Here is a 21,421-nt window from a genome sequence, read left to right on the forward strand (position 1 = left end):
CACATGCCTGTACGTACTGCGATCGTCGGCACCGGCAACCGCGCCCAGCTCTTCACCGAGGGCCTGGCGAAACGGGACGGGTACGACGTGGTCGCGTTGTGCGATCCGAACTCGGTGCGGATGGCCTTCCACAACCGCATGCTGCTGGCGGCGGGGCGCCGTACCGCGCATCTGTGGCCGCCGGCGCGGTTCGAGGAGATGCTCCGGGTGGAGCGGATCGAGCTCGTCGTGGTGACGAGCGTGGACGCGACGCATGACCTGTACATCGAGGCCGCGTTGAGGGCCGGCGTACGGGTGATCAGCGAGAAGCCGATGACGACCGATGCGGTGAAGGCGCAGAGGATCCTGGACACGGTGCAGGAGACGGGTGGCTCGTTGTCGGTCGCCTATAACTACCGGTTCAATCCTGTGCACCGGCGGGTGCGGGAATTGCTGGCCGGGGGTGCAATCGGTGCCGTGCACTCGGTGCATTTCGAGTGGATGCTCGACGTGTCACATGGCGCGGACTACTTCCGGCGATGGCATCGGGACAAGGCGAACTCCGGTGGGTTGATGGTGCACAAGGCCAGTCACCACTTCGACCTGGTGAACTGGTGGCTGGGCGCCGAGCCGCGGACGGTCTACGCGCGCGGCCAGCTAGGGTTCTACGGGCCGGGCCACGAGCACGGGTATGCGCGCGATTACCTGCGTGCACACGGATCTGGGCTCGCTCTCGACGATCCGTTCGCGTTGCATCTTGCCGACAACGCGACGTTGCGCGAGCTGTATCTCGAGGCCGAGGGGGAGGACGGGTACTACCGGGATCAGAACGTTTTCGGGCCTGGCGTTTCAATCGAGGACGACATGGCGGTGCTGGTGTCGTACGACAGTGGCGCGACGATGACGTACCACTTGACGGCGTACTCGCCGGCCGAGGGCTATCGCGTGATGTTCAACGGATCGCGCGGGCGCCTGGAACTCGATGTCGAGGAGTCGACATTTACTCGTCCGCATCAACGGGTGGAATCGGCGAAGGGCTGGGTGCACGGCGATGTCGCGGCGCCGACCGCCGGTAGGACGAGCATCACGTTGCGACCGTTGTGGGCGGCGCCGGAGGATCACACCGTCGACCATGATCACGCCGGCCATGGCGGTGCGGACGCACGGGTGCTCGCGGCCCTGTTGGACGGCGAGGGTGACGTAGGTGATGATGTCGCCGACGCGCGTCAAGCCTCGCTGGCGTTGGTCACCGGGCTCGCGGCGAACCGCTCGTTCGAGACCGGGCTGCCGGTGCAGACTGCGGACGTCCTCACCCTCTGAAAGTGTTCAGAATTCTGATCACTTTCAGAGGTCGTCAGAATTCTGATCAGGTGAGCGCGTTCCGGAGGATCGCGTGGGCGCCCGCGACGATCGCCTCCCGATTCGCTTCGTACGTCGGGTCGGTGATCGCGGTCTTGTTGGTCAGGTCGAACGACAGCACCGGTACGTGCAGGTGGCCGGCCGGCATCGACGGGTCCAGGAGATCGCGCTGGAGAGTGTTGCGGTAGGCAACTTCATTGGAGAGGTAGCCGCCGCCGGTGCCTTCCGAGGCGATCGATCCGGGCGTCGGGCCGTCTGCTTGCCGGACCGGGAGCGTCTGTCCGGCCGGGATCTCCAGCACAGAGGTGTTCACGCGCGTTCGGAAAGGCGCCACCTCGGCCTGCGACATCCGGGCCAGCGGGAGGCTGGAGGTCAGCCACTCGGGTCCGGTCGGCATGCTGGGGGAGACGATCGGAGCGCTGATCGTGCCGCCGCCCCACAGGTTGTTGTTGTCGCCGATCGAACTGACCGAGCGACGCCGGCCGTTGAATACCTCGAGGTCGAAGATGCCCGCCCGTCCCTGGCTCGCGGTCATCACGAGATCCGCGTGCTGCGGGCCCTGGCGGTAGTGCGGGGCGAGCGCGTTCTCGACCATGTTCTCGTCGAAGTCTGTGTACCGGACCGGGAACACCACGGTCTGAATCTCGTACGTCGTGCCGTTGGCGGTCCAGCGCCGGCCGTCGAGGGTCAGGGCGTTGGCACCGGACGGGTTGCCGATGCGGATGTCGGCGTCCAGCGTGAACGGATCGAACCCGGTCACCAGGACCTTCCGGACGCCCGGCGTGAAGTGGGTGCTGGTGATACCGCGAGAGCTGTACTCGAGGGACCGCAGCAGGCTCGCGCGTTCCGTCGTACCGAGGGCGAAGGCTGGTTGCCATTGGCGGAGTGCCAAGGACATGGAGATGCGGGCCCAGTAGAGGCCGCGGTCGTCGGTGGAGGGGAGCGCGTCGGCGCCTTGCGGCGGGTGCTGCGCGCGGTGGGTCGCCGTACGCCAGAGGGCTTCGCCTTGGGTGCGGACGAGCGCTGCTGCGGCTTGGCGGTTGGGGACGCGGCAGAGGAGTTGCCTGAACAGCTCGACCTGCCGGTCGAAACCGGAGCGACGCAGGATTTCGGCCGGTACTGACGGGCCGCCCGCGACACCGCGGTCCAGGCGCTGCTCCTCGACGGTGCCGATGATCGCCTGGTCCAGGCATCCGGTGACCGGTCCACCGCGGAAGGCCGGCGCGATGTTCGGCGTCGCGTGTGCGATCGGAGCACCGGACAGCACCGCGGTCAACGCCAGCGCACCGGCAAGCAACGAACGATGAAATGAGCTGGGGCGGAGTCTCATACCGGGTGTCTATCAGATCTCCGCCCACTCCGCGCCCTGACCTGCGTCGCCTCGCGGAGCGTGTCTGGTGGGCTGGGCCAGGTTCTGGGGACTGAGCACTAGGTATTACCTGTCCACGGCCACCGGTTCCTGTTCCCACCCCCTGTTCCCGCTCAGATGGTGCGGCGGAGGTGGCGAGGGACGGCGGTCATGACGCGGCCTAGGTCGTCGGTGATGGCGGCGACGCGTTCGTTGCGGCCGTCGTCGTCGATGTAGATCATCACGGTGCGGACGTCGGCGTGGATGGTCAGTTCCTGGATGTCTTCGGCGGCCAGGCCGCGGCGTTTCTGGTCGGTGACGGCCGAGGCGCGCAGAGAGTGCGGGGTGACTTTCTCCGGGCGGGGGATGCCGGCGGCGCGGGCGAGGCGGCGCAGCATGCGGGTGACGTCGTGGCGGTCGAGCCGCTTTCCGGTGGCGTCGGCGATGAGTGGCGCCGGTCCGGGTCCGTTCCAGGCTGGGCGGACTGCGAGGTAGAGGTCGAGGAGTTCAGCGACCATCGTGTGCAGCGGGACGAGCTTCGTGCTGCCGCCTTTCACGGTGACCTCGAGCCAGGTCCGGCGTCCTTGGTCCTGGCGGTCGTCGTCGTTGGCCGCGCAGATGCCGGAAACCCGGAGCGCGTCAGTGAACAGCAGCCCGACGACCAGAGCGTCCCGTACGTCGTGCGCGACGGCGAGCATGGCCGCGATCTGGTCAGCGTCCAGGACGCGAGCGGAGGTCGCGCGGCGGCCGCGCTCGATCTTGGGGCGGTGGTCGTCGACGGAGATGGGGGAGACGGCCGGGAGTCCCCAGCTGGCGGCGTACCGGTAGAGGCTGGACAGGGTTGAGAGCCGCCGGGAGATCGAGGTGTCGGCGGCGCCGGCGTCTTGCTGGCGAGTCAGCCACATGGTGACTTCGGCGCGGTGCAGATCGAGTCCGAAGCGCTCCCGGCCGAGGTCATTGCGGGCCCAGTCGGCCCAGAGCAGCAGGTCATCGGCGTACGCGATCCGGGTGTCGCGGCTGCCCCGCCGCGTGCCACCGAGCCACAGCACAACCAGCGCTGTGAGCTCCGGGGTGAGTGCGGCGGCGAGCAGATCGAGCCGATCGACGGGGGCCGCGTCCCCGTCCTCGAGGTCGGCACCGGGCGGTCGTCGCTGTCCCAGTGTCCGGCGGACAGCAGCTTCTACGGCCGCGTCCGGCCGGGGCAACACGACGGCAGTCGTGACCGGTTGGAAAACCAGCGGCGCCGGTTCGTCGCTCATCGGCTCGACGGCAGGATTCGTCACCTGAACAAGGTAGCGCATAACGGGGATTATGCGCTACTTAAGTATGGTTGCGTTGAGTCAAGAATGACGAAACTAAATAGACGCAACGAAAAACTGTATAGACAAAAATCCGCTAAGATGCGGGAATGACGACGACCGAGACTGACCTGGTATCGCCGACCCGGCCAGGGATGTGCGAGTTCCCAGGCGTGACCTGCCCGAACCCGAAGCAGGTCGACCCCGGTACGCCGGGCCGCCCAGCGAAGTACTGCGGTCTCGAGGAGGCGGGCGCCGACGGGAGGCCCGTCGTACACAACAAGGCGAACGCCTGGACCGCGAAGAACGCGGCCGCGAAGCGGACAACCAGCGGCACCCAGCGGCTGAGAGGCAGCGCGGCACCGGAAGCTTCAAGTACGGCGGGGCCGGTCACCGCCGCACGGGTCACGCTGGAGCAGCTGATCAAGAGCGACCTTCCGCGGCTGATGGAAGGCCTCGACGGGCAGCTCAAGCAGGTCGCGGTCGCACTCGGCACGTACGGCGACGCGCAAGCAGTGGCCGCCGAGGTAGAACAGGTCCAGGCCGCGTCCCGGGCACAACTCGCCGACGCCGAAAAGCAGCTCGCCGAAGAACAGCAACGCCGGCGCCAGGCCGAACACGCCGCGACCGAGGCGGAGCAGGCCGCAGCCGAAGCCGAGGACGCCCGGGACGAGGCCGAGGCCGCCGCCCAGCAGGCCGTCGACGATCTCGCGACGGCCCGTGCGGAACTTCTGGCCGCGCAGGAGAAGGCCGAAGACGCAGAGCGGGACGCGGCCCTGGCCAAGGAGGACGCGGCCGAGCAGACCAACCGTGCGCGTCAGGAAGCCGAGCAGCAGGTCCGCGAGATCCAGACCAACGCCGACCGGCAGATCCAGCAGGCCGAGACCGAAACCGAGGCCGCACACGTCGCGCACGCCGCCGCCGAGGCCGACCGGCGCAGCGCGCAAGAGGCCGCCGAGCAACTGCGCGCCGAACTGCGCCAGGACCGCGACCAGCACCGTGCCGAGCTCGACACCCTGCGCGCCGAACACCGTGCCGAGCTCGACAACCTCCGCACCGAACACCGCGCCGACCGCGAACAACTCCGTGCCGACCACAAGGCCCAGCTCGCCGACGTCAAGCAGTCCGCCGACCAGCGGGTCGACGCGGTAACGACCGCCCAGCGCGCGGCCGAACAACTGGTCGACGACCTCCGCCGCCAACTCGCCGAGCACGCCGCCGCAACCACGGAGCCGCCCACGCAACCCGGGCGGCGCGGAGGCCAGTCCGACGGAAACGGATCCCCGGACTGACCCCCTCGGTTGCCCCGGACCTGTCAGCTGCCCGGGCTAGTTCCTCCCGTGATTGCTGAGGCGTAGAGGTTCTGGACCTGGCTCGCGGTGAGGGCTCCGGAGAAGATCGCCACCTCGTCTATCGCGCCCGTCGTCGAGTCCTTCGGCGGGAAGCTGCCGAGCGTCGCGCGGCCGAGAGGCATCGAGGCGTTCATGGTGCCCACGACTGATCCGTTCGCGTACACGGTGATTCGGCTTCCGTCGTCGACGTAGGTCAGATACGTCCACGTCGCCTTGGGTACGACGTAGTTGACCGTGTAATCGGCGACGTTGCGGCGAGTCACGCCCACCTTGCCCGAGCTGGAGTTGATCTTGACGATCGACGTGTCGCTGTTGAGCAGCGCCATACTGCTCGAGCCGCCGGTGATGTTGACCCACGCCCCGACCGACCAGGGCATGGGAAGATCCGGAGCCGCGGTGGTGACGGTGCCGGTCCCGCCGGTGAAGCGCAGGGCGCCCCCGACCTTGCCCGGTACGACGGTCGCGTCGCCCAGCACCGTGCCGTTGTAGCCACCGGCGGCCGTATCCGCAACGTTCCCGTTGGTGGTGTCGTCCATCGTCCAGTGGTCGACGAGCGTCAGGCCGATCACGAATCGGGCGGTCGTGCTGTACTGCCGCCCGCCGACGGACTCCTTCACCACAACGTCATGCAGCCCGTTGGGCAGCGTGGCCGGCGAACACGACCACGTGTGATCCGGCTGTACGGCGGCCGAGCACACGCTCGCGTCCTTCTCGGTGACGGAGACCGTGCCGCCAGGTACGCCGAGCCCCTCGATGACTGACGGAGACGCGGGCAACCATCCATTGGGACCGGGATTCGTGACGGTGAGCGGCGACAACGACAACGCATCCGCGATCGCCGTGGCGGCGGTGACCGTGTTACCCGCCGGAGCGGACGCGAACCTCGGCGCGGACGCGACGAAGCTGCTGGCGCGCGCGATCCAGTCGATAGGCGCCGGCGCCGTCCCGTCCTGCAGCGCCTTGGTCAGCGTGTCGAAGTACGCCTGCCAGTTCGGCTTGTAGTAGCCGCTGAGGAGTCCGCTGTACGTGTGGTTGGCGTAGTTGTTCAGTGAGCCCGCCTTGTACCCGTCGGCAGGATCCACCCAGCTGGTCCACAGGTAGAGGAGTGACGTGGCGAGCTGGGATCGAACTGTCGCGTCCGAGCCCGCAGCCGAGTTTGCGCTCGCGACGTAGCTGCCCATCATGAACCACGGCACCGTCGCCATGACGTCGTCGGTGAGGTCCATCAGATCCAGCCACTGAGCTGTCAGGTCCTTGAACGCTGCCGTGTCCTTGGCGAGGTACGCCGTATTGATCTTCGGCAGCAGCGTCCGCGTCTTGTTACCGGTGATGTTCGTCGCGACGTCGGCGAGGTCGAAGTCGTACGCGTCCTTCTGCACGACCTCTGGCGCGGCGAGGAGCAGCTGCGGCAACGCGGTGGCGAAGCGTGCGGTGTCGTACGGCTGCTGCTTCGGCGAGGCCGGGTCCGCATTCATCGCCGTCAGATTCGGCTGCGCCACGAACAGGGTCTCCGCGGGTTCCGCGTGCGTACCCGATGACGGACGCGGCAGCGTGTACGCCGTCGCTCCGATGATCTCCCACGCCTTGGCGGCCGCAGTCGTCCCGTACCGTCCGTACGCGAAGTCCTGCATCCACTCCGACAAGCTGAATGCAGCTGCGTGCCACGGCAGTTCGCTCAGCAACTCGAACGCCGCCGGGTCCTCGAAGCCTTCAGGCATCACGGCGATCCCGGTCATGTTGTTGCCCGCGGCATTCAACTGGCCGTAGTACCGGTCGATCCAGAGCTGTCCGGTCGCGCCCATCACGGTGTGTCCGCCGTACGCGTAGATGGAGCCGAACAGGTACTTCGTGTTCGGCCAGGCGGCTTCTCGGCCCCACGTGGCCGAGGCGTCGGACAGGCCGTCACTCACGACGAACTTGCTCTTGTCGCTGATGCCGGCCAACTGCGCGGTGGTCGGGTTACCTTGCCATCCCAGCTGCATCCAGGTAGCGCCCGCTTCGTTGTCCTGCAAGGCGGACATGATGCTCGCGGTGATGTCCTGCTGCGCGATGCCGCCCGACGAGCCGCCCTCCTGCAGCGGGTTCATCCGGTAGATCGAGGACTTGCCGAGAAGGTCGTCGGCATGCCGATAGTACGACGCGGCGACCTGGGCGAAGAAGGGGTCCGTCGGCGCCAGCCACGCGGGCCTGGGCTGGCCCGACCAGGTTCCTTGCGCGATGACCTTCGTACCTGCCGGAGCGTGGGCGGCGAAGTCGGTGGGCACGGTGCCGATGAACCCGGGCAGTACGGGGACCATGCCCAGTTCCCGTGCGCGATCGGCGATCTGGCGTCCCAGGGACGCCCGCTGATCGAGCAGGTCCTGCGAGATCGGGGCGCCGTAGTTGGACACGTTCTGCATCGCCCACCACGGCTGGGTGGTCGGCATCGGGATCCAGGCGCGGGTCTGCTCCGCGGTGTAGCCGAAGTCCTGAAGCACCTTCTGATACACCGCATCGGTCCCCGGCAGAACGTAGACCTGGTTGATGCCGTGCAGGGCGTAGATGTCCAGCATCGACTGCCACTGGTCCCAGCCCATGTACGGATCGGTGTAGCCGTCGTGCGTGTCGTTGCCGAGATACCGGTTCGCCGTGTTGGCGGTCTGGGTGATCGGCTGCGACGGCGCCGGCAGCGGTGTGGGTACGACGGGATGCGGGTTGCCGAGGTTCGCGGCCGCGTGGACGACGTACTTGAGGTACCAGCCGGCACCTTGGTTCGCCGCCGACGCAGTGGTCGCGCTGATCGTGACATGACCCGTCCGGCCGGCGATGGTGAACCGTTCGGCACCGTCGGCACTGGGGTTGATCTCGAAACACACCTGGTGCGAGGCCACGGTGCCGGCGACGCGGGCGAGCAGCGCCTGCTGGGCTTGGGTGGACCGCGCCGAGGCCCGGCAATCACGCTGCTCCGCCCCCGGTGGCGCGGCCGCCTCCGAGGCCGGCACCACCAGCAGGCTGACGAGCGTACTGAAGAGAAGGACGAAGGATGCTCGGGCGGATCGACGCATGACCTCACCTCACGGCCAGGGGGATGACGCGGTGTCCACCGGAGAATATTAACGAAATGTGCCTACGTAAAGAGTGAGATCGAATGATGGAACGACCAACGAATATGGGCGCTCAGTGGTGGGCGAGTCCGGTGAAGATGTCCACGAGCTCCGGACGGGCCATTGGGCCGACGTGCGGTGCGGCGACGTCGTGGACGTCGGTCGGGTTGCCGGGCGTGAGGCGGTCGGCCTCGGCGATGAAGCGGTCCTGGAGCGCCGGCGGGATGAGGCGATCGCGGGTGAAGCGGATGTAGGACCGCGGGATGCGGCCCCAGGTGTCGGCGTGGCCGCGCGCGTCCGACAGCGGGATCGCGGCGGGTTCGTCGGGCTGGAAGTGGTTGAGGAGGTTGTGCATCTGCTCGTCGGTGAAGTCGGCCGCGAGGCACTCCTTGATTCCGGCGATCAGCTCGCGGTCGGCGGTTCGCCAGTTCACCCGCGCGACGCCGAGCACGGCCGGATCCCCGGCGACGGCCTTGGTGACGTTCTCGACCAGACTGTCGCGGTTCTCGGGCGTCGCGAAGTACTCCGCCATGCTCGGCAGGTCGACGCAGCAGAACGCCGAGACGTACACAACGCGTTTCAGCAGCTCCGGTACCGCGTTGCCGACGCGGCTCACCGTCACACCACCCTGGCTGGCGCCGACAAGTATCACGGGGCCGTGTTCGTAGGCCCGGCGTACGACGTCGATGGTGTGGTCGACGTAGTCGTCGAGGGTCAGCGTCGCGAGTGGTGACCGCTCGGTGGCGAGGGCGCGGAGGTCCTGGGGCGCCTGGTAAGCGTGCGGGAAGAAGCCGCCGGTGCCATGGCCGGGCAGGTCGACGGCAACGCAACGGTGGCCGCGGAGCGTGAGCTCGGCAGTCAGGTCATTCCACGAACTGGCGGACGAGTGCGTCCCGTGGACGAAAACAAAGGTCATCGGTGATCTCCTGTCTGAGTGGTGGATCGCCACATGGGCCAAAGGGTCGGGCTGCCGTCGACGCGCACCGGTTCATCCCGATCGCGAAACCCATGGCGTTGGTAGAGCGCGCGGCTCCGGGGTGAGCTGGCTTCGAGATAGGCGCCGAGTCCGCGTACGTCGGCGTACTCCAACCGCTGCCGCAACATCGCCGAGCCGACTCCGGTACCGCGATGCTCGGGCACGACTCCCATGCACGGCAGATAGAGGTACGGCTGCCCGTGTGGATGTCGCCGAGCCAGTGCCTCGCCGAGCACGTCGAGAGGACGTGTCGAGTTGGTCGGGCCGCCGTACGGCGGCTGGCCGGCGGCGAGGTTGAGCCAGATCGAGGCTCCGGAGTTGGACGTCGCGATGTCGACTTCGGCGGCTGGGTGGGTGAGGAGCGGGCGGTAGTAGAGCTCGGCCGCTGAACTCCCGTCGGCGAAGAGCCATCTGGCCAGCGGGTCGTCGGCGAACGCGGCGGTGAGGATGGCGATGACGGTGTCGTGGTCGTCCGGAGTAGCGCGGCGAATCATGCGTACACCGTATTTCCACTCACTCCGAAACGCCTGCCGGTGAGCGCAAAAGTGTCGTCAGTGAACTAGTACACTCAGAGGCATGGAGGCGCCGTACGAGCGGGTGGTGAGCGAGCTGCGGGGGATGATCCTCAGCGGCGAGCTGCGGCCCGGAGACCGGGTCCCGTCGGTGCGCGAGATCGCTCGCAGCCGGCGGATCGCCATCGCGACCGCCACCAAGGTCGTCGCCGCTCTCCGCGATGCCGGCCTGGTGGAGACGAAGGTCGGTTCAGGGACCGTGGTGTCGATGCCGCGTCGCCGTGTGCGACCGCGGACGGCCGAGCGTGACGCCCAACGGCGACCAGTGCTGAGTACGGCGCAGGTGCTGCGAACCGCTGTCTCGGTCGCCGACGGCGAGGGGATCGAGGCCGTCTCCATGCGCCGCGTCGCGGTGGAGCTCGGCGTCGGGCCGATGTCGCTCTACCGGCATGTCCAGAACAAGGACGAGCTGGTCACCGAGATGGTCAACGCGGTGTTCGGGGAGTACGAGCTTCCCGACCCGGGGCCTGAGGGGTGGCGCGCCAAGCTCGAGCTGATCGCCCGGAGGCAGTGGCAGCTGTGCCGCCGGCACCTGTGGCTACCGGCGGCCGTGTCGTTCACCAGGCCGTTGCTGGTGCCGAACCTGACGGCGCAGACCGAGTGGACGATGCGCGTGATCGACGGCCTCGGTCTGCCGCCCGAGGTGACCATCCGGGAAGCGCTGACACTGCACGGGTTGGTGATCACGGCAGCCCGTGCGATGGCTGATGAGGTCGAGGCTGAGCAGGAGACCGGTGTCAGCCTCGACCTGTGGTGGCTGGACAAGCAGCACCGGGCCGAGGAACTGCTCGCGAGCGGACAGTTCCCACTGCTGGCCGCCGTACCGGAGGACGCTGTCTCCGATCTGGGCGAGCTGTTCGAGTACAGCCTGGCCCGGCACCTCGACGGGTTCGAGGTGCTCGTCAGTCGATCTGGGTGATCTTGCCGGTGTCGACGTCGTACATGAAGCCGCCGATCACGATGTCGTCGCCGATGAGCGGGTGCTCGCGGACCGCCTTGACGTCGTGGCGCAGGGCCTCGTGCTGGTCGGGGATCACCGAGATCGGCAGGTAACCGGCCGGCTTCCCGGCGGCCAGCTCGACCTTCGCGCGCAGCTCGTCCTCGGACATCGAGGCCATCGCGCAGCGGGTGTGCGGGATGATCATGATCCGCTTGACGCCGAGCAACTGGACGCCGAGCACCAGCCCGGTCATCGTGACCTCGGTGACCCGGCCGCCCGCCGAGCGCAGCACCTTGGCGTCACCCGGCTTGAGTCCGAGCATCTCCAGCGGCGGGATCCGGGAGTCCATACAGGTCACCACGCCGATGCCGGCGTGCGCGATCCCGTCGAAGCCGCCGTAGTGGAAGTCGGCGGCGTACTCCGCGTTGGCGGCCAGGATGTCGTCGAACCCGCCGCTCATCGGAGGGCACCTGACAGGGGAGTACCGGCTTGCAGGATCGACATCGCGAACGGCTCCTTTCCACATGAATCCGGACGGGGAGGATCAGCGGTCACACTGCTGACCGGGACGATCCACGAACGGCCGTCGACGTGCTCGACGGTCACGGTCTCAGGCCCTTCGGCCACCACCCGCAACGCGTCCAGCGCGAGCTCGCCGATGAGCTCGCGTACGGCGACTTCCGCGGCCTGACCGCGCTTGGTCCAGGTGGACCGACCACGCAGCCCGGTCAGGATCGTCTCCCCTTGATCGGCCGCGGCGAGTGCCTCCACCGCGGTTTCGACAGTCAGATGGCCGTGCATGGTGCCGGCCGGCAGGTACGTCGCGGTGGGTGCGAAGCGGTGCCCACCGAGATGGTTCGCCTCCCACACCCGGCCCGGCGCGCGCTCGGCGAGCCCAGCCACCAGCGGCCGCCCCAGCACTGCGCAGCACTCGTCACGCTTTCCGTTGGTACAGACGAGCACGATGGGCTCGTCGACCGGCAGCAGCGCGGGCAGCGACGCGACCACCGCGTCGCGATCACCACGAGCGACGGCGGCCAGATCGAGCTCGGCGAGCTCGGCCGGATCGCCGACGCGGCCGCCGAGTAGCCAGGTCCGGCCTGGTGCGGTGGACGCGACGAACACCTGGTGCGACCGCTCGACCGCATCCGCGTGCCGACCGGGGGAGCGGATCAGACCGAACCGTACGTCGACCTTCTTGCACTCGTCATCGAACGACCCACCGAACTTCGGGTCCAGATGACTCTGCGTCGGCGCCTTCGCACCCCACGGACCGGGCTGCTCCACGACGACCCAGGCGGTCGCCACGACCGCGGTCCCGGCCAGCGGCTCGCGCAGTACCCGGCAGTACGTCGAGCACAGGCCGGGCCGGCCGGACGGGTCGGGTGCAGGGGTCACACCCTCACGGTACGCGAGCCGAGACGGCTGTCCCTCATGATGATCATCATGTGTGCACTACGCCACGTCGGCCGAGGAGTGCGACGGCCAGGACCGCGGCCAGGAACGCGCTGACGGCGGCGCCGGCGAAGATCGCGTGAACTTGTGAAACGGCGGCGTCGCGGAGCGCGTCGAGGAACGGGCGGCAGTTACCGGGGGAGGACGGGCAGAGCTCGTTGGGAGATTTGATGCCGTCGGCAAGGGCGTAGTACCGCCGAAGGCCGATCGCGGTCAGCGCGGAGACGCCGACGAGCATGCCGACCATGCGGGCGACGACCACGAGCGCGCTGACCAGGCCGTGGCTGTCAGTGGGTGTGGCACCGAGGATCGCCGTGTTGATCGGTGACAGCGCGAGGCCGAACCCGAAGCCGCAGACGAGCAGTACGACGGTCGCGGTCCAGTGATCGAGCGCCGTACGGCTCCAGAACGCCATCACGACGAACATCGCACCGGACAGCGCGAGACCGCCGCCCGCGATCAGCCCGAGTCCGTAGCGTCGCGTGAGCCACCCGCCCGCGACCGCACCGACCGGCAGCGCGATCAGGAAGCGCACCAGGACCAGCGCCGCTTCGAGCTGGCCGCCGCCCTGGGTGGTCCGAGCGAACACCGGTACGTCGACCAGCGCCGCGATCAAGGCGCAGCCGATCAGGAAACTCACCACCAGTGAGCCCCAGGCCGGTCGTCCGCCGAGGAGTCCACGAGGCACGATCGCGGACGCCGTACGACGCTGCCACAGAGCGAAAGCGACGGCGAAGACCGCGGCCGCGACCAGCAGCCACGGGCCGGCGGGCGACATCAGCTCGCGTTCGGGATCCGCGGTCGCGAAGGCGAGCACGACGCCGGCCAACGCGAGCGCCAGCAGGAACGCGCCGATGAGGTCGACCCGCGACAGTACGTCGGCCAGGCGGCCGCGGCTGAGCCACAGAACGAGCGCGAGCCAAGCGATCGCGAGAACCAGCGTGGCGAGACCAATCGGTGTGAGCAGTCGCGACGTACCGGTGAAGGGCACGAACGGCAGGCCGAGTGTCACGCCGGACGCCAGCCGTTCGGGCGCGGTCAGGGTGAGACCGAGAGCGACACAGGCGAGGACGCCGACGGTCCCGGAGAGCGATGGCCATCGGCGTCCGCGGAGAAGCAGCGCCAGGACGACGGCGACGACCAGGTTGAGCCAGAAGATGTACCGCCAGTCGGCGACCGCGAGCACTGCCGCGCCCAGGAGCGGGCCGAGGACCGAGCCGAGTTCCTGTACCGCGCCGACGATCCCCAGGGGCAGGCCGCGTCGGTCAGCCGGCCAGAGATCGGCGACCAGCGCCAGCGTCGCGGGCACGAGCCCACCACCGCCAACACCCTGGAGAAACCGACCGGTTACCACGAGAGACAGGTCGTAGGCGCCGGCCGTGATCAGCGAGCCGACCGCGAACAGCAGCAGCGCCCCGACGAGCACCGGCGTACGCCCGACGACATCCGCGATCCGGCCGATCAACGGCAGTACCGCGATATACCCGAGCAGGAACCCGGAGATGATCGGCGCCGCCCGCTGCAGCTCGTCCGCCGACAGCCCAACGCCGGACATCATGTTCGGCAGCGCCAGCACCACGACATAGGTGTCCGCCGCAGCGAACGCCACCGCAACCGACGCCAGTGTCAGCTGAGTCCGTGACCGCATCACGGCTTGGTGATCTCGACCTTCTCGCCGTACTTGTCCAGGGTGATGTCGTAGGTGCTGGTGGCGCCGGCGTAGAACGGCCCGGTGATGGTGGCCGACACCAGCTGCTTGGAGTCCTTGTCGATCTTGAAGGAGCTCGGGAAGTCCTGGTCGGCCGGCGCCTTCGGGAAGATGCCCTGCAGGCTCTTGCCCGGGATGGAGCCGGTGACCTCGGTGAGGACCTTCGCGCCCTGTCGCGTCTCGCCCTTGATCTGCGGGTCCTTGATCGTCGGCAGCACCGACGTCAGCCCCTTCGTCGGATCGAGCAGCACCGCCGGGTCGGGGGCGCCGAGGCTGGCCAGCTGGGACGGCGGGAGCTCGATGAAGCTCGGCGTGAACGACAGCTTCGCGTACACCTTGCTGCCGACCGCCACCACCTCGGCGTCGATCGGCGACCCGCCGGACTTCACCGTCAGCTTGCCCTTGAAGGCCGGCGCGTGCGTCGCGACGCCGTCACCGCTGGCGAGCGTCTGCCCACTGTCGGGCAGGTCGCGCCCGGTCAGCACGATGTGCACGCTCTCCGCGCTGTCGATCGTCTTCTTGGCGTCGGTCAGCAGCGCGACCGGGTCCCCGCCGGACTGGCTTCCGCCGCCGGAGTCCTTCTTGTCGCTGCAGCCCGCCACCGCCAGCACCACGACCGCGCAGAGCGCGAGCATCCTCTTCACAACTGTCAGCCTGCCAGATCAGAAGCGCACGCAGCGATCGGCTGCGCGACCGGTACGCCGGACCCGTCCCGCCGCGGGTCGACCGGTGGCAGGTCCACCGGGGCACCGCTGCTCGCACTGGCCTTGACCGGCGCCGTACCGATGAAGCCGAGCAGCAGCCCGTCCTCACCCTTCAGCAACCGCTGGCAGCGCACGCCACCGGTCGCGCGGCCCTTGCCCGGGTACTCGCTGAACGGCGTCACCTTCACCGCGCCGACCTCGGTCCCCGGCAGCGCCGTCGTGGAGCCCGCGATCGTCACGACCTGCGACTCGCGGTTGCCGTCGACGGCACCGAAGAACACCACCTTCGCCTTGGCCGCGAGCCGGACACCGGCCATACCGCCCGCGGTCCGGCCCTGCGGCCGTACGGCGGACGCGGGGAAGTGCAGCAGTTGCGCGTCAGAGGTGATGAAGCACAGCTCTTCCTCGCCCGTCGTCAGCTCGACCGCACCAATGACCTCGTCACCGTCCTTCAGGCCGATGATCTCCCACGAGTCCCGGTTGCTCAGGTGATCCGGTACGACGCGCTTCACCACGCCGGCCGTCGTCCCCAGCGCCATACCGACGGACTCCGGGTCCATCGTCGTCAGCGCCAGCGCCTTCTCACCCGGCTCCAGCGACACGAACTCCGCGACCGGCGCGCCACCCTGAAGGTTCGGCGCGCTCGCCGTCGTCGGTACGGCGGGCAGATCGAGCGACTCGAGCCGGATCAGCCGGCCGGCACTCGTCACGAGTCCGTACTGCCCGCGGGCAGTGCTCTTCACCGCGGACACGATCGCGTCGTGCTTGGCGCGCGACTCGGTGGCGCCGAACGGCTCGACCCCGTTGGTGCGCGCGAGCAGCCCGGTCGAGCTCATCAGGATCCAGCACGGGTCGTCGCTGACCTCGAGCGGTACGGCGGCCGTCTTGGTGGCACCGGACGACTCCAGCAGCACCGTCCGGCGCGGTGTCCCGTACGTCTTCGCGACCTCGGCGAGCTCGTCGGAGACCGTCTTCCGGAGCAGCTTCGGGTCCTCGATGATCGCGGTCAGCGCCTCGATCTCGCGCTCCAGCTCACCCTTCTCGGTCTCCAGTTCGAGCTTCGAGAACTTCGTCAGCCGCCGCAGCGGCATGTCCAGGATGTAGTTCGCCTGGATCTCGGACAGGTCGTAGATCTCGATCAGCCGGGACCGGGCCGCGGCGGCGTCGTCACTGCTCCGGATGACCTGGATGACCTCGTCGATGTCCAGGATCGCGATCAGCAGACCCTCGACGATGTGCAGCCGGTCCTGCGCCTTCTTCCGGCGGAACTCGCTGCGCCGGCGCGTGACGTCGTACCGGTGCTCCAGGTAGACCTCGAGGAGCGGCTTCAGCCCGAGCGTGCGGGGCTGGCCCTCGACCAGGCAGACGTTGTTGACGTGGAACGCGTCCTCGAGCGGGGTCAGCTTGTACAGCTGCTCGAGCAGTGCCTCGGGGACGAAGCCGTTCTTGACCTCGATCACCAGCTGGGTGCCGTGGGTGCGGTCGGTGAGGTCCTTGACGTCCGCGATGCCCTGCAGCTTCTTGCTCTGCACCAGGGTCTTGATCTTCTCGATCACCTTCTCCGGACCGACGGAGTACGGCAGCTCGGTGACCACGATGCCCTTGCGCCGCGGGGTGACGTTCTCGATCCGGGCGGTGGCGCGCATCTTGAAGCTGCCGCGGCCGGTCGCGTAGGCGTCCTTGATGCCGTCGAGCCCGACGACCTTGCCGCCGGTCGGCAGGTCCGGACCGGGGACGAACCGCATCAGGTCGTCGAGGTCGGCGGTCGGCGTCTTGATCAGGTGCCGGAGCGCCTGGATGACCTCGACCAGGTTGTGCGGCGCCATGTTGGTCGCCATCCCGACCGCGATCCCGGCGGCGCCGTTGACCAGCAGGTTCGGGAAGGCGGCCGGCAGCACGCCCGGCTCCTCCTCCTGGCCGTCGTAGTTCGGCCGGAAGTCGACGACGTTCTCGTCCAGGCCGTTGGTCATCGCCATCGCGGACGGCGCCATCCGGCACTCGGTGTTGTGGTTGACGAACCCACCGGCGAGGAACGAGTGGTCGTCGCTGTCCACACGGATCGAGTACACGGCCTCGGGCTCGCAGTCCTCGACCTCGGCGACCTCGACGAAGCGGTACCCGGAGTCCATGATCGGCGCGACCACGCGGAGGATCTCAGGGTCCTTGAACTTGCTGACCAGCAGGCTGCGGTCGGTCTGCCAGCGCTCGAAGCGGTCGAAGTTGTGGTTGAGCAGCCAGCTCTTGCCAGTGCCCCGCCCGGCACCGAGGGACTCGCGCACGAAGTCCGCGACGTACGGAGCATGATCCTGGGTCAGCCGATGCGTGTACCGCGGCGCCCTGTGCAGCAGCTCCTGGAGCTTGTGCCGCTTGGCGGCGAGGAAACCGACCCGCTCGCTGAACGCGTGAATGTTGTGTCGGCCGGAGATCACCAACCGGTACTCGCCGCGCGAGTAGTGAGTCAAGTTGCTGTGCACGCCGAACTCGAGCAGGAGCTCCTGTAGTTCGCCCGCCAAGGTCTGGCTGTACGTCGAGTACTGGATCGTGACCGAGGCATCGCCTGCTCGGCGCACTCCACCGTCACCTTCGTAGAGTGCCATCAGGAACGCGCGCTTGAGGCCGACCGTGCCGTTCCAGACTGCTTCTGGAACGTGCTTCTCAGCGGCCTTGAATCCGATCAGTTTCGCGAGCGGGCTCTCCCGGAACGCCGTCAGGTTCTGGATGTCGAGCTCGTGGATGGTGCGCCCCGAGCTGCGGGTTTTCCGCGAGTACACGTACCGCGGGCCGCCGACGATGGCGTCGTACGCGGCGAGAACGTACTCGAAGTACTCGTGGTCGGTGTTGTTGAACCCGGCCCGTTCGGCTGAGGCGAAACCTTCCGACACCCAGGCGCCGAACAGCGTCCCGAGCATCATCTCGTGAGCCATCGGGACGTCCGTCGTCCACGCGTTGCGCGCGAGACAGACCACCGTGCCGGGCTTCACCTCGTCCAGCCGCAGCCACTGGAACATGGGCACGCCCAGGACCGGCACCAGGCACAGCACCGGGTGATTGTGACTTCCGCGCAGCGCATGGCCGCTCTTCGTCACCAGCTTCTTCACCGGATGTACGCCGGAATTGAACAGCTTGGTGGCGCGGACCGGCTTGCCATCCTTGTCGAGCACCTCGAGGTCCACGAAGGCCTCGGAGTTGTCCGGCAGGTTCATCAGGTCGGCGATCCTGGGGGAGCTGCCGTCCGCCAGTCGAACCCGGGTGTCACCGGTCAGGCAGTACCGCATCGCGGCCGGGCCGTCGTCGAGCGAGCCGAAGTTCCCGTGGCCGTCGATCAGCGGGACCCGCATCGACCACGGCTGCGCGGTCCGGACCAGGGCGTCGTAGATCGCGCCGTCGCCGTGCGGGTGGTACTTACCCATGACCTCACCGACGACGCGGGCCGACTTCACGTGGCCGCGGTCGGGGCGGATGTTGTTCTCCGCCATCGAGAACAGGATCCGCCGCTGCACCGGCTTCAGTCCGTCCCGCGCGTCCGGGAGCGCCCGGGAGTAGATCACCGAGTACGCGTACTCCAGGTAGCTGGTGCGCATCTCGTCGGAGACGTCGACGTCGAGGATGTGCTCCTCGAAGTCCTCGGGTTCGGCAGTACTGGTGCGGCGTGCCATGCGGTTCTACGAACTCCTCGATCAAGCGGTACGACGCCTCGACGGTCCGGCGCCGCCCCTATTGTCCCTGGTCCAGAGCGTTTTGCCCGGTCACGACCCGCAGGATGTACGTCGTCGGGGCCAGAGCGGACCCTACCGCCAGCGTCAGACAAAGTCCGCAGATCCCCAGCAGCACGCCCCACGGAACGGTCAGCGGTACGTCGGCCACGCCCGCGGTCATCGCGTGCCGGATCAGGATCCCGACCGTGACCGTGATCGCGGTCCCGAGACTCAGCGCGACCGCCCCGACCAGCGACGACTCCCAGAGCACCATCCGCCGGATCTGCGCCGGTGTCGCCCCGAGTAGCCGCGAGGTGACGAATTCGTGCCGACGCTGCAGACTGCCCATCAGCAGCGTGTTGGCGATCGCGATGGCGCTGTAGAGCGCAGCGGGCCCGAGCAACAGGATCAGTCCGAACTGGTTCCCCTTCCGCACGCCGTCCGCCTGGTCGGCCTCCCAGTCCGAGGCGAGCTGCGCGTGCGGCAGGCGACGTACGAGTTGGTCCGCGCTGACGCCCTCGGCGGGGAGGACGAACTGTCGCTCGGGCTGCGCCTGCGGCGCGTGCTGCCGGGCGAGGTCGAGGGGGAGGAGCAGCGACGGGTTCACCCCGAAGGCATCCTTGACGATCGCGACCACCCGGAGCTTGGCCTGGACCCGGTCGGTGAACGTCACCGGGATCTCGGCGCCGACCTTGTACCCCTCGAGACTGGCCAGCTCCTTGCTCACCGCGACCCCGTTCCCGGAGAGCTTCGTGAGATCGCCGGACAGAGCGCTGAGGTCCCGGGTCCGGGAGGCGATCGCGGGATCGATTCCTTCGGCGTCCTCAAGCTCGGCGTCGTCGCGGTCGACCCGTACCAGCTTCACCGGCACGCCGGCGTCGACGGCCGCGATGGCGGGATCCGACAGCGCAGCGGAATCGGTGACCACGACGGGCGCCCGGACGGCGTCCCGGATGGTCGCGGCCGCGCTGTCGGCGGCGAAGCTGAGACTCAGCACCATCGAGCCCGCGATTGCCGAGATGGCGAGGATCGGCGCGGCCAGCGACGCACTCCGGCGTGGTGCCGCGACCACGTTGCTGCGCGCGAGTCGCCCGGACACTCGCGTCCACGCGACCAGCGGGACGGCCCACAGCCGGCCGAGCAACGGAACGATCAGCGGCGCGAGCAAGGTCAGCGCGACCACCATCAGCATCGGCGTGAACATCGCCAGCGGTACGACGCCGTCGCCGCTCGACGGCCGGATCAGCGCCAGCATCACGATCGACCCGGCCAGGAACAGCAGCCCGAACACGATCCGCACCGGACCGATCCGTGGCGGCTCGAGCGCCGCCTCCCGGAGCGCGTCGACGGGCCCGACCCGTCCGGCTCGGCGAGCGGCCGATCGCGCCCCGAGCAGCGCGACGACCAGGCCGACCGCGACCGCGATCGACAACGGGATCCACGGCGCGGCCGGCTCCAGCTTCACCGGCGCGAGGTCGGTGTACGACGCCTTGCGCAGCAGCAGCGGCGTGGCCAATTGGGCCAGCAACGCACCGGACAGTGCGGCGGCGAGTGCGACGACGACCGCCTCGCCGAGGATCATCCGGCGAATCTGGCGTGGGGTCGCGCCGATCAGCCGGAGCAATCCGATGTCCCGCCGCCGGGACGCGACGGCGAACGCGAAGGTGCTGGCGATCACGAAGATCGTGATGAACCCGCAGATCGTGCCGACCAGACTCAGCACCACCTGCAGACCCGACGCGTCCGCGTCCGTCAGGGGAACCCGGACCTTGCGTGGGCCGTCACCGTCGCCGCCGAGCGTGGTCACCACGATGCTCGCGAGCGCCGGACCGCGGTACGCGATGGTCGACGCGGTCGCATTGGCCGCCAGTCCGAGCAGGAACACCCCGACGAACAGTGCGACGAACGATCCGGCGTACAGCGATCGGTGGCTCCTGATCGTCTGCCGGCTGAGGAAGAACATCAGCGCTCCAGGTCGCTCATCGCGGCGGCGATCTGCGCCGGCGTGGCCCGGTCGAGGTGGCCGGCGAGCAGGCCGTCGGACAGGAACAGCACGCGCTCGGCGTAAGCCGCCGCCACCGGGTCGTGGGTGACCATCACGACGGTCTGGCCGGCGCGGTCGGTTGCCTCCCGCAACAACCCGAGGATCTGCCGGCTGGTCCCGCTGTCCAGTGCACCGGTCGGCTCGTCGGCGAAGAACACGGACGGCTGGGTGATCAGCGCCCGCGCGATCGCGACCCGCTGCTGCTGCCCACCGGACAACTCCGCGGGCCGCCGCTTCGCCTTCCCGTCGAGTCCCACCTGGTCGAGCACCCGCAGTACGTCGTTCCGGCTCGGGCGGCGACCGGTCAGCCGCAGCGGCAGGGCCACGTTGTCGTAGACGGTCAGCGACGGCAACAGGTTGTACGCCTGGAAGACGAACCCCATCTCGCCCCGGCGCAGCTTGGTGAGCTCCACCTCGTTCAGCCCACCGAGCGGGACCCCGTTGAGTACGACGGTGCCCTGGGACGGGTGGTCGAGTCCGGCGGCGCACTGCAGCAGCGTCGACTTGCCGGAGCCGGACGGGCCCATCACCGCGGTGAACGAGGCGCGCGCGAAGCCGTACGTGACGCCGCGCAGCGCGTCCACCGATCCGGCCTTGGAACGGTAGGTCTTGGTGATCCCGTCGAGCAGCAGCGCCGGCGCCTCGAGCGGCGCGACGGGCGGGTACGAAGGCGCGGTAGCGGTCATGGAACCAGCGAATCGCGAAGCACGCTCCCGATCCCTGGCTCACGGGAGAGAGCTGAAGTAGCGCGCACGCTACCGCTCGAGAGGCAATCCTCGACCTAGGGTTGAGGATTGTGGAGAGACCCATGACCGTATTAATGGCCGCGCCTTCGGCGCCGGCGCGGTCATGGGGCTGTGACTCCCGGCCTTCCCTCGTCGCTCCAGTCGCTTCGCTCCCTGCGCTCC

The 21,421-nt window shown here is 68.6% G+C and carries 14 protein-coding genes and 3 pseudogenes; 3 read left to right on the plus strand and 14 right to left on the minus strand.

The window, feature by feature from the left end:
* The first annotated feature begins 3 nt into the window (after nt 1-3).
* Nucleotides 4-1,299, plus strand: a complete 1,296-nt coding sequence (locus ACWGID_RS36915; protein ID WP_452204010.1) for a Gfo/Idh/MocA family protein — start codon at nt 4-6, stop codon at nt 1,297-1,299.
* A 46-nt stretch (nt 1,300-1,345) separates the two neighbouring features.
* Here ACWGID_RS36915 and ACWGID_RS36920 read toward each other — a convergent pair whose 3' ends face one another.
* Entirely contained in the window at nt 1,346-2,635 is a 1,290-nt protein-coding gene (locus ACWGID_RS36920; protein ID WP_452204011.1) for a hypothetical protein, read from the minus strand.
* A 185-nt stretch (nt 2,636-2,820) separates the two neighbouring features.
* The gene (locus ACWGID_RS36925; RefSeq protein WP_452204012.1) at nt 2,821-3,969 is read right to left on the minus strand and encodes a tyrosine-type recombinase/integrase; all 1,149 of its coding nucleotides are present in this window, start codon (nt 3,967-3,969) and stop codon (nt 2,821-2,823) included.
* Between the two features lie 125 nt (nt 3,970-4,094).
* On the opposite strand from ACWGID_RS36925, the gene ACWGID_RS36930 reads away from it, so the two are divergent.
* Nucleotides 4,095-5,276 (plus strand): hypothetical protein, encoded by a 1,182-nt coding sequence (locus ACWGID_RS36930; RefSeq protein WP_452204013.1) that lies wholly within the window; start codon nt 4,095-4,097, stop codon nt 5,274-5,276.
* Between the two features lie 23 nt (nt 5,277-5,299).
* On the opposite strand, the gene ACWGID_RS36935 is transcribed toward ACWGID_RS36930, so the two are convergent.
* From ACWGID_RS36935 to ACWGID_RS36945, 3 genes are all read right to left on the minus strand, one after another.
* On the minus strand, nt 5,300-8,380 hold the full coding sequence (locus ACWGID_RS36935) for an alpha-N-acetylglucosaminidase TIM-barrel domain-containing protein (RefSeq protein WP_452204014.1): 3,081 nt from the start codon (nt 8,378-8,380) through the stop codon (nt 5,300-5,302).
* Nucleotides 8,381-8,492: 112 nt separating this feature from the next.
* Nucleotides 8,493-9,335: an alpha/beta fold hydrolase gene (locus ACWGID_RS36940; protein WP_452204015.1), complete on the minus strand. Its 843-nt coding sequence runs from the start codon at nt 9,333-9,335 to the stop codon at nt 8,493-8,495.
* Entirely contained in the window at nt 9,332-9,889 is a 558-nt protein-coding gene (locus tag ACWGID_RS36945) for a GNAT family N-acetyltransferase (protein WP_452204016.1), read from the minus strand. The genes ACWGID_RS36940 and ACWGID_RS36945 overlap by 4 nt, the downstream gene beginning before the upstream one ends.
* Nucleotides 9,890-9,971: 82 nt before the next feature.
* On the opposite strand from ACWGID_RS36945, the gene ACWGID_RS36950 reads away from it, so the two are divergent.
* A complete protein-coding gene (locus ACWGID_RS36950; protein ID WP_452204017.1) occupies nt 9,972-10,886 on the plus strand; it encodes a TetR/AcrR family transcriptional regulator C-terminal domain-containing protein in 915 nt (304 codons plus the stop codon).
* Here ACWGID_RS36950 and ACWGID_RS36955 read toward each other — a convergent pair.
* The 9 genes and pseudogenes from ACWGID_RS36955 to ACWGID_RS36995 form a co-directional block, all read right to left on the minus strand.
* The gene (locus tag ACWGID_RS36955; protein WP_452204018.1) at nt 10,870-11,367 is read right to left on the minus strand and encodes a beta-class carbonic anhydrase; all 498 of its coding nucleotides are present in this window, start codon (nt 11,365-11,367) and stop codon (nt 10,870-10,872) included. The genes ACWGID_RS36950 and ACWGID_RS36955 overlap by 17 nt on opposite strands.
* Nucleotides 11,364-12,305 (minus strand): sucrase ferredoxin, encoded by a 942-nt coding sequence (locus ACWGID_RS36960; protein ID WP_452204019.1) that lies wholly within the window; start codon nt 12,303-12,305, stop codon nt 11,364-11,366. Before ACWGID_RS36960 ends, ACWGID_RS36955 begins: the two co-directional genes overlap by 4 nt.
* Before the next feature lie 46 nt (nt 12,306-12,351).
* On the minus strand, nt 12,352-14,010 hold the full coding sequence (locus tag ACWGID_RS36965) for an MFS transporter (protein ID WP_452204020.1): 1,659 nt from the start codon (nt 14,008-14,010) through the stop codon (nt 12,352-12,354).
* Nucleotides 14,010-14,705: an LppX_LprAFG lipoprotein gene (locus tag ACWGID_RS36970; RefSeq protein ID WP_452204023.1), complete on the minus strand. Its 696-nt coding sequence runs from the start codon at nt 14,703-14,705 to the stop codon at nt 14,010-14,012. The genes ACWGID_RS36965 and ACWGID_RS36970 overlap by 1 nt, the downstream gene beginning before the upstream one ends.
* A gap of 14 nt (nt 14,706-14,719) precedes the next feature.
* Nucleotides 14,720-16,921: pseudogene (locus tag ACWGID_RS36975) on the minus strand (DNA gyrase subunit A); the annotation flags it as partial.
* A gap of 246 nt (nt 16,922-17,167) precedes the next feature.
* A pseudogene (locus tag ACWGID_RS36980) lies at nt 17,168-17,782 on the minus strand (LAGLIDADG family homing endonuclease); the annotation flags it as partial.
* Nucleotides 17,783-17,869: 87 nt separating this feature from the next.
* Nucleotides 17,870-18,430 (minus strand): annotated as a pseudogene (locus ACWGID_RS36985) (DNA gyrase subunit A); the annotation flags it as partial.
* Between the two features lie 58 nt (nt 18,431-18,488).
* A complete protein-coding gene (locus ACWGID_RS36990; protein WP_452204021.1) occupies nt 18,489-20,432 on the minus strand; it encodes an FtsX-like permease family protein in 1,944 nt (647 codons plus the stop codon).
* A complete protein-coding gene (locus ACWGID_RS36995; RefSeq protein ID WP_452204022.1) occupies nt 20,432-21,199 on the minus strand; it encodes an ABC transporter ATP-binding protein in 768 nt (255 codons plus the stop codon). Before ACWGID_RS36995 ends, ACWGID_RS36990 begins: the two co-directional genes overlap by 1 nt.
* Between the last annotated feature and the right edge of the window lie 222 nt (nt 21,200-21,421).

The organism is Kribbella sp. NPDC054772 (genome assembly GCF_053611945.1).

Coding starts and splice junctions, on each gene's coding strand:
- ACWGID_RS36915 (WP_452204010.1), top strand. CDS start 4: ATGCCTGTACGTACTGCGATCGTCGGCACCGGCAACCGCGCCCAGCTC.
- ACWGID_RS36930 (WP_452204013.1), top strand. CDS start 4,095: ATGACGACGACCGAGACTGACCTGGTATCGCCGACCCGGCCAGGGATG.
- ACWGID_RS36935 (WP_452204014.1), bottom strand. CDS start 8,380: ATGCGTCGATCCGCCCGAGCATCCTTCGTCCTTCTCTTCAGTACGCTC.
- ACWGID_RS36940 (WP_452204015.1), bottom strand. CDS start 9,335: ATGACCTTTGTTTTCGTCCACGGGACGCACTCGTCCGCCAGTTCGTGG.
- ACWGID_RS36945 (WP_452204016.1), bottom strand. CDS start 9,889: ATGATTCGCCGCGCTACTCCGGACGACCACGACACCGTCATCGCCATC.
- ACWGID_RS36950 (WP_452204017.1), top strand. CDS start 9,972: ATGGAGGCGCCGTACGAGCGGGTGGTGAGCGAGCTGCGGGGGATGATC.
- ACWGID_RS36955 (WP_452204018.1), bottom strand. CDS start 11,367: ATGAGCGGCGGGTTCGACGACATCCTGGCCGCCAACGCGGAGTACGCC.
- ACWGID_RS36965 (WP_452204020.1), bottom strand. CDS start 14,010: ATGCGGTCACGGACTCAGCTGACACTGGCGTCGGTTGCGGTGGCGTTC.
- ACWGID_RS36970 (WP_452204023.1), bottom strand. CDS start 14,705: ATGCTCGCGCTCTGCGCGGTCGTGGTGCTGGCGGTGGCGGGCTGCAGC.
- ACWGID_RS36990 (WP_452204021.1), bottom strand. CDS start 20,432: ATGTTCTTCCTCAGCCGGCAGACGATCAGGAGCCACCGATCGCTGTAC.
- ACWGID_RS36995 (WP_452204022.1), bottom strand. CDS start 21,199: ATGACCGCTACCGCGCCTTCGTACCCGCCCGTCGCGCCGCTCGAGGCG.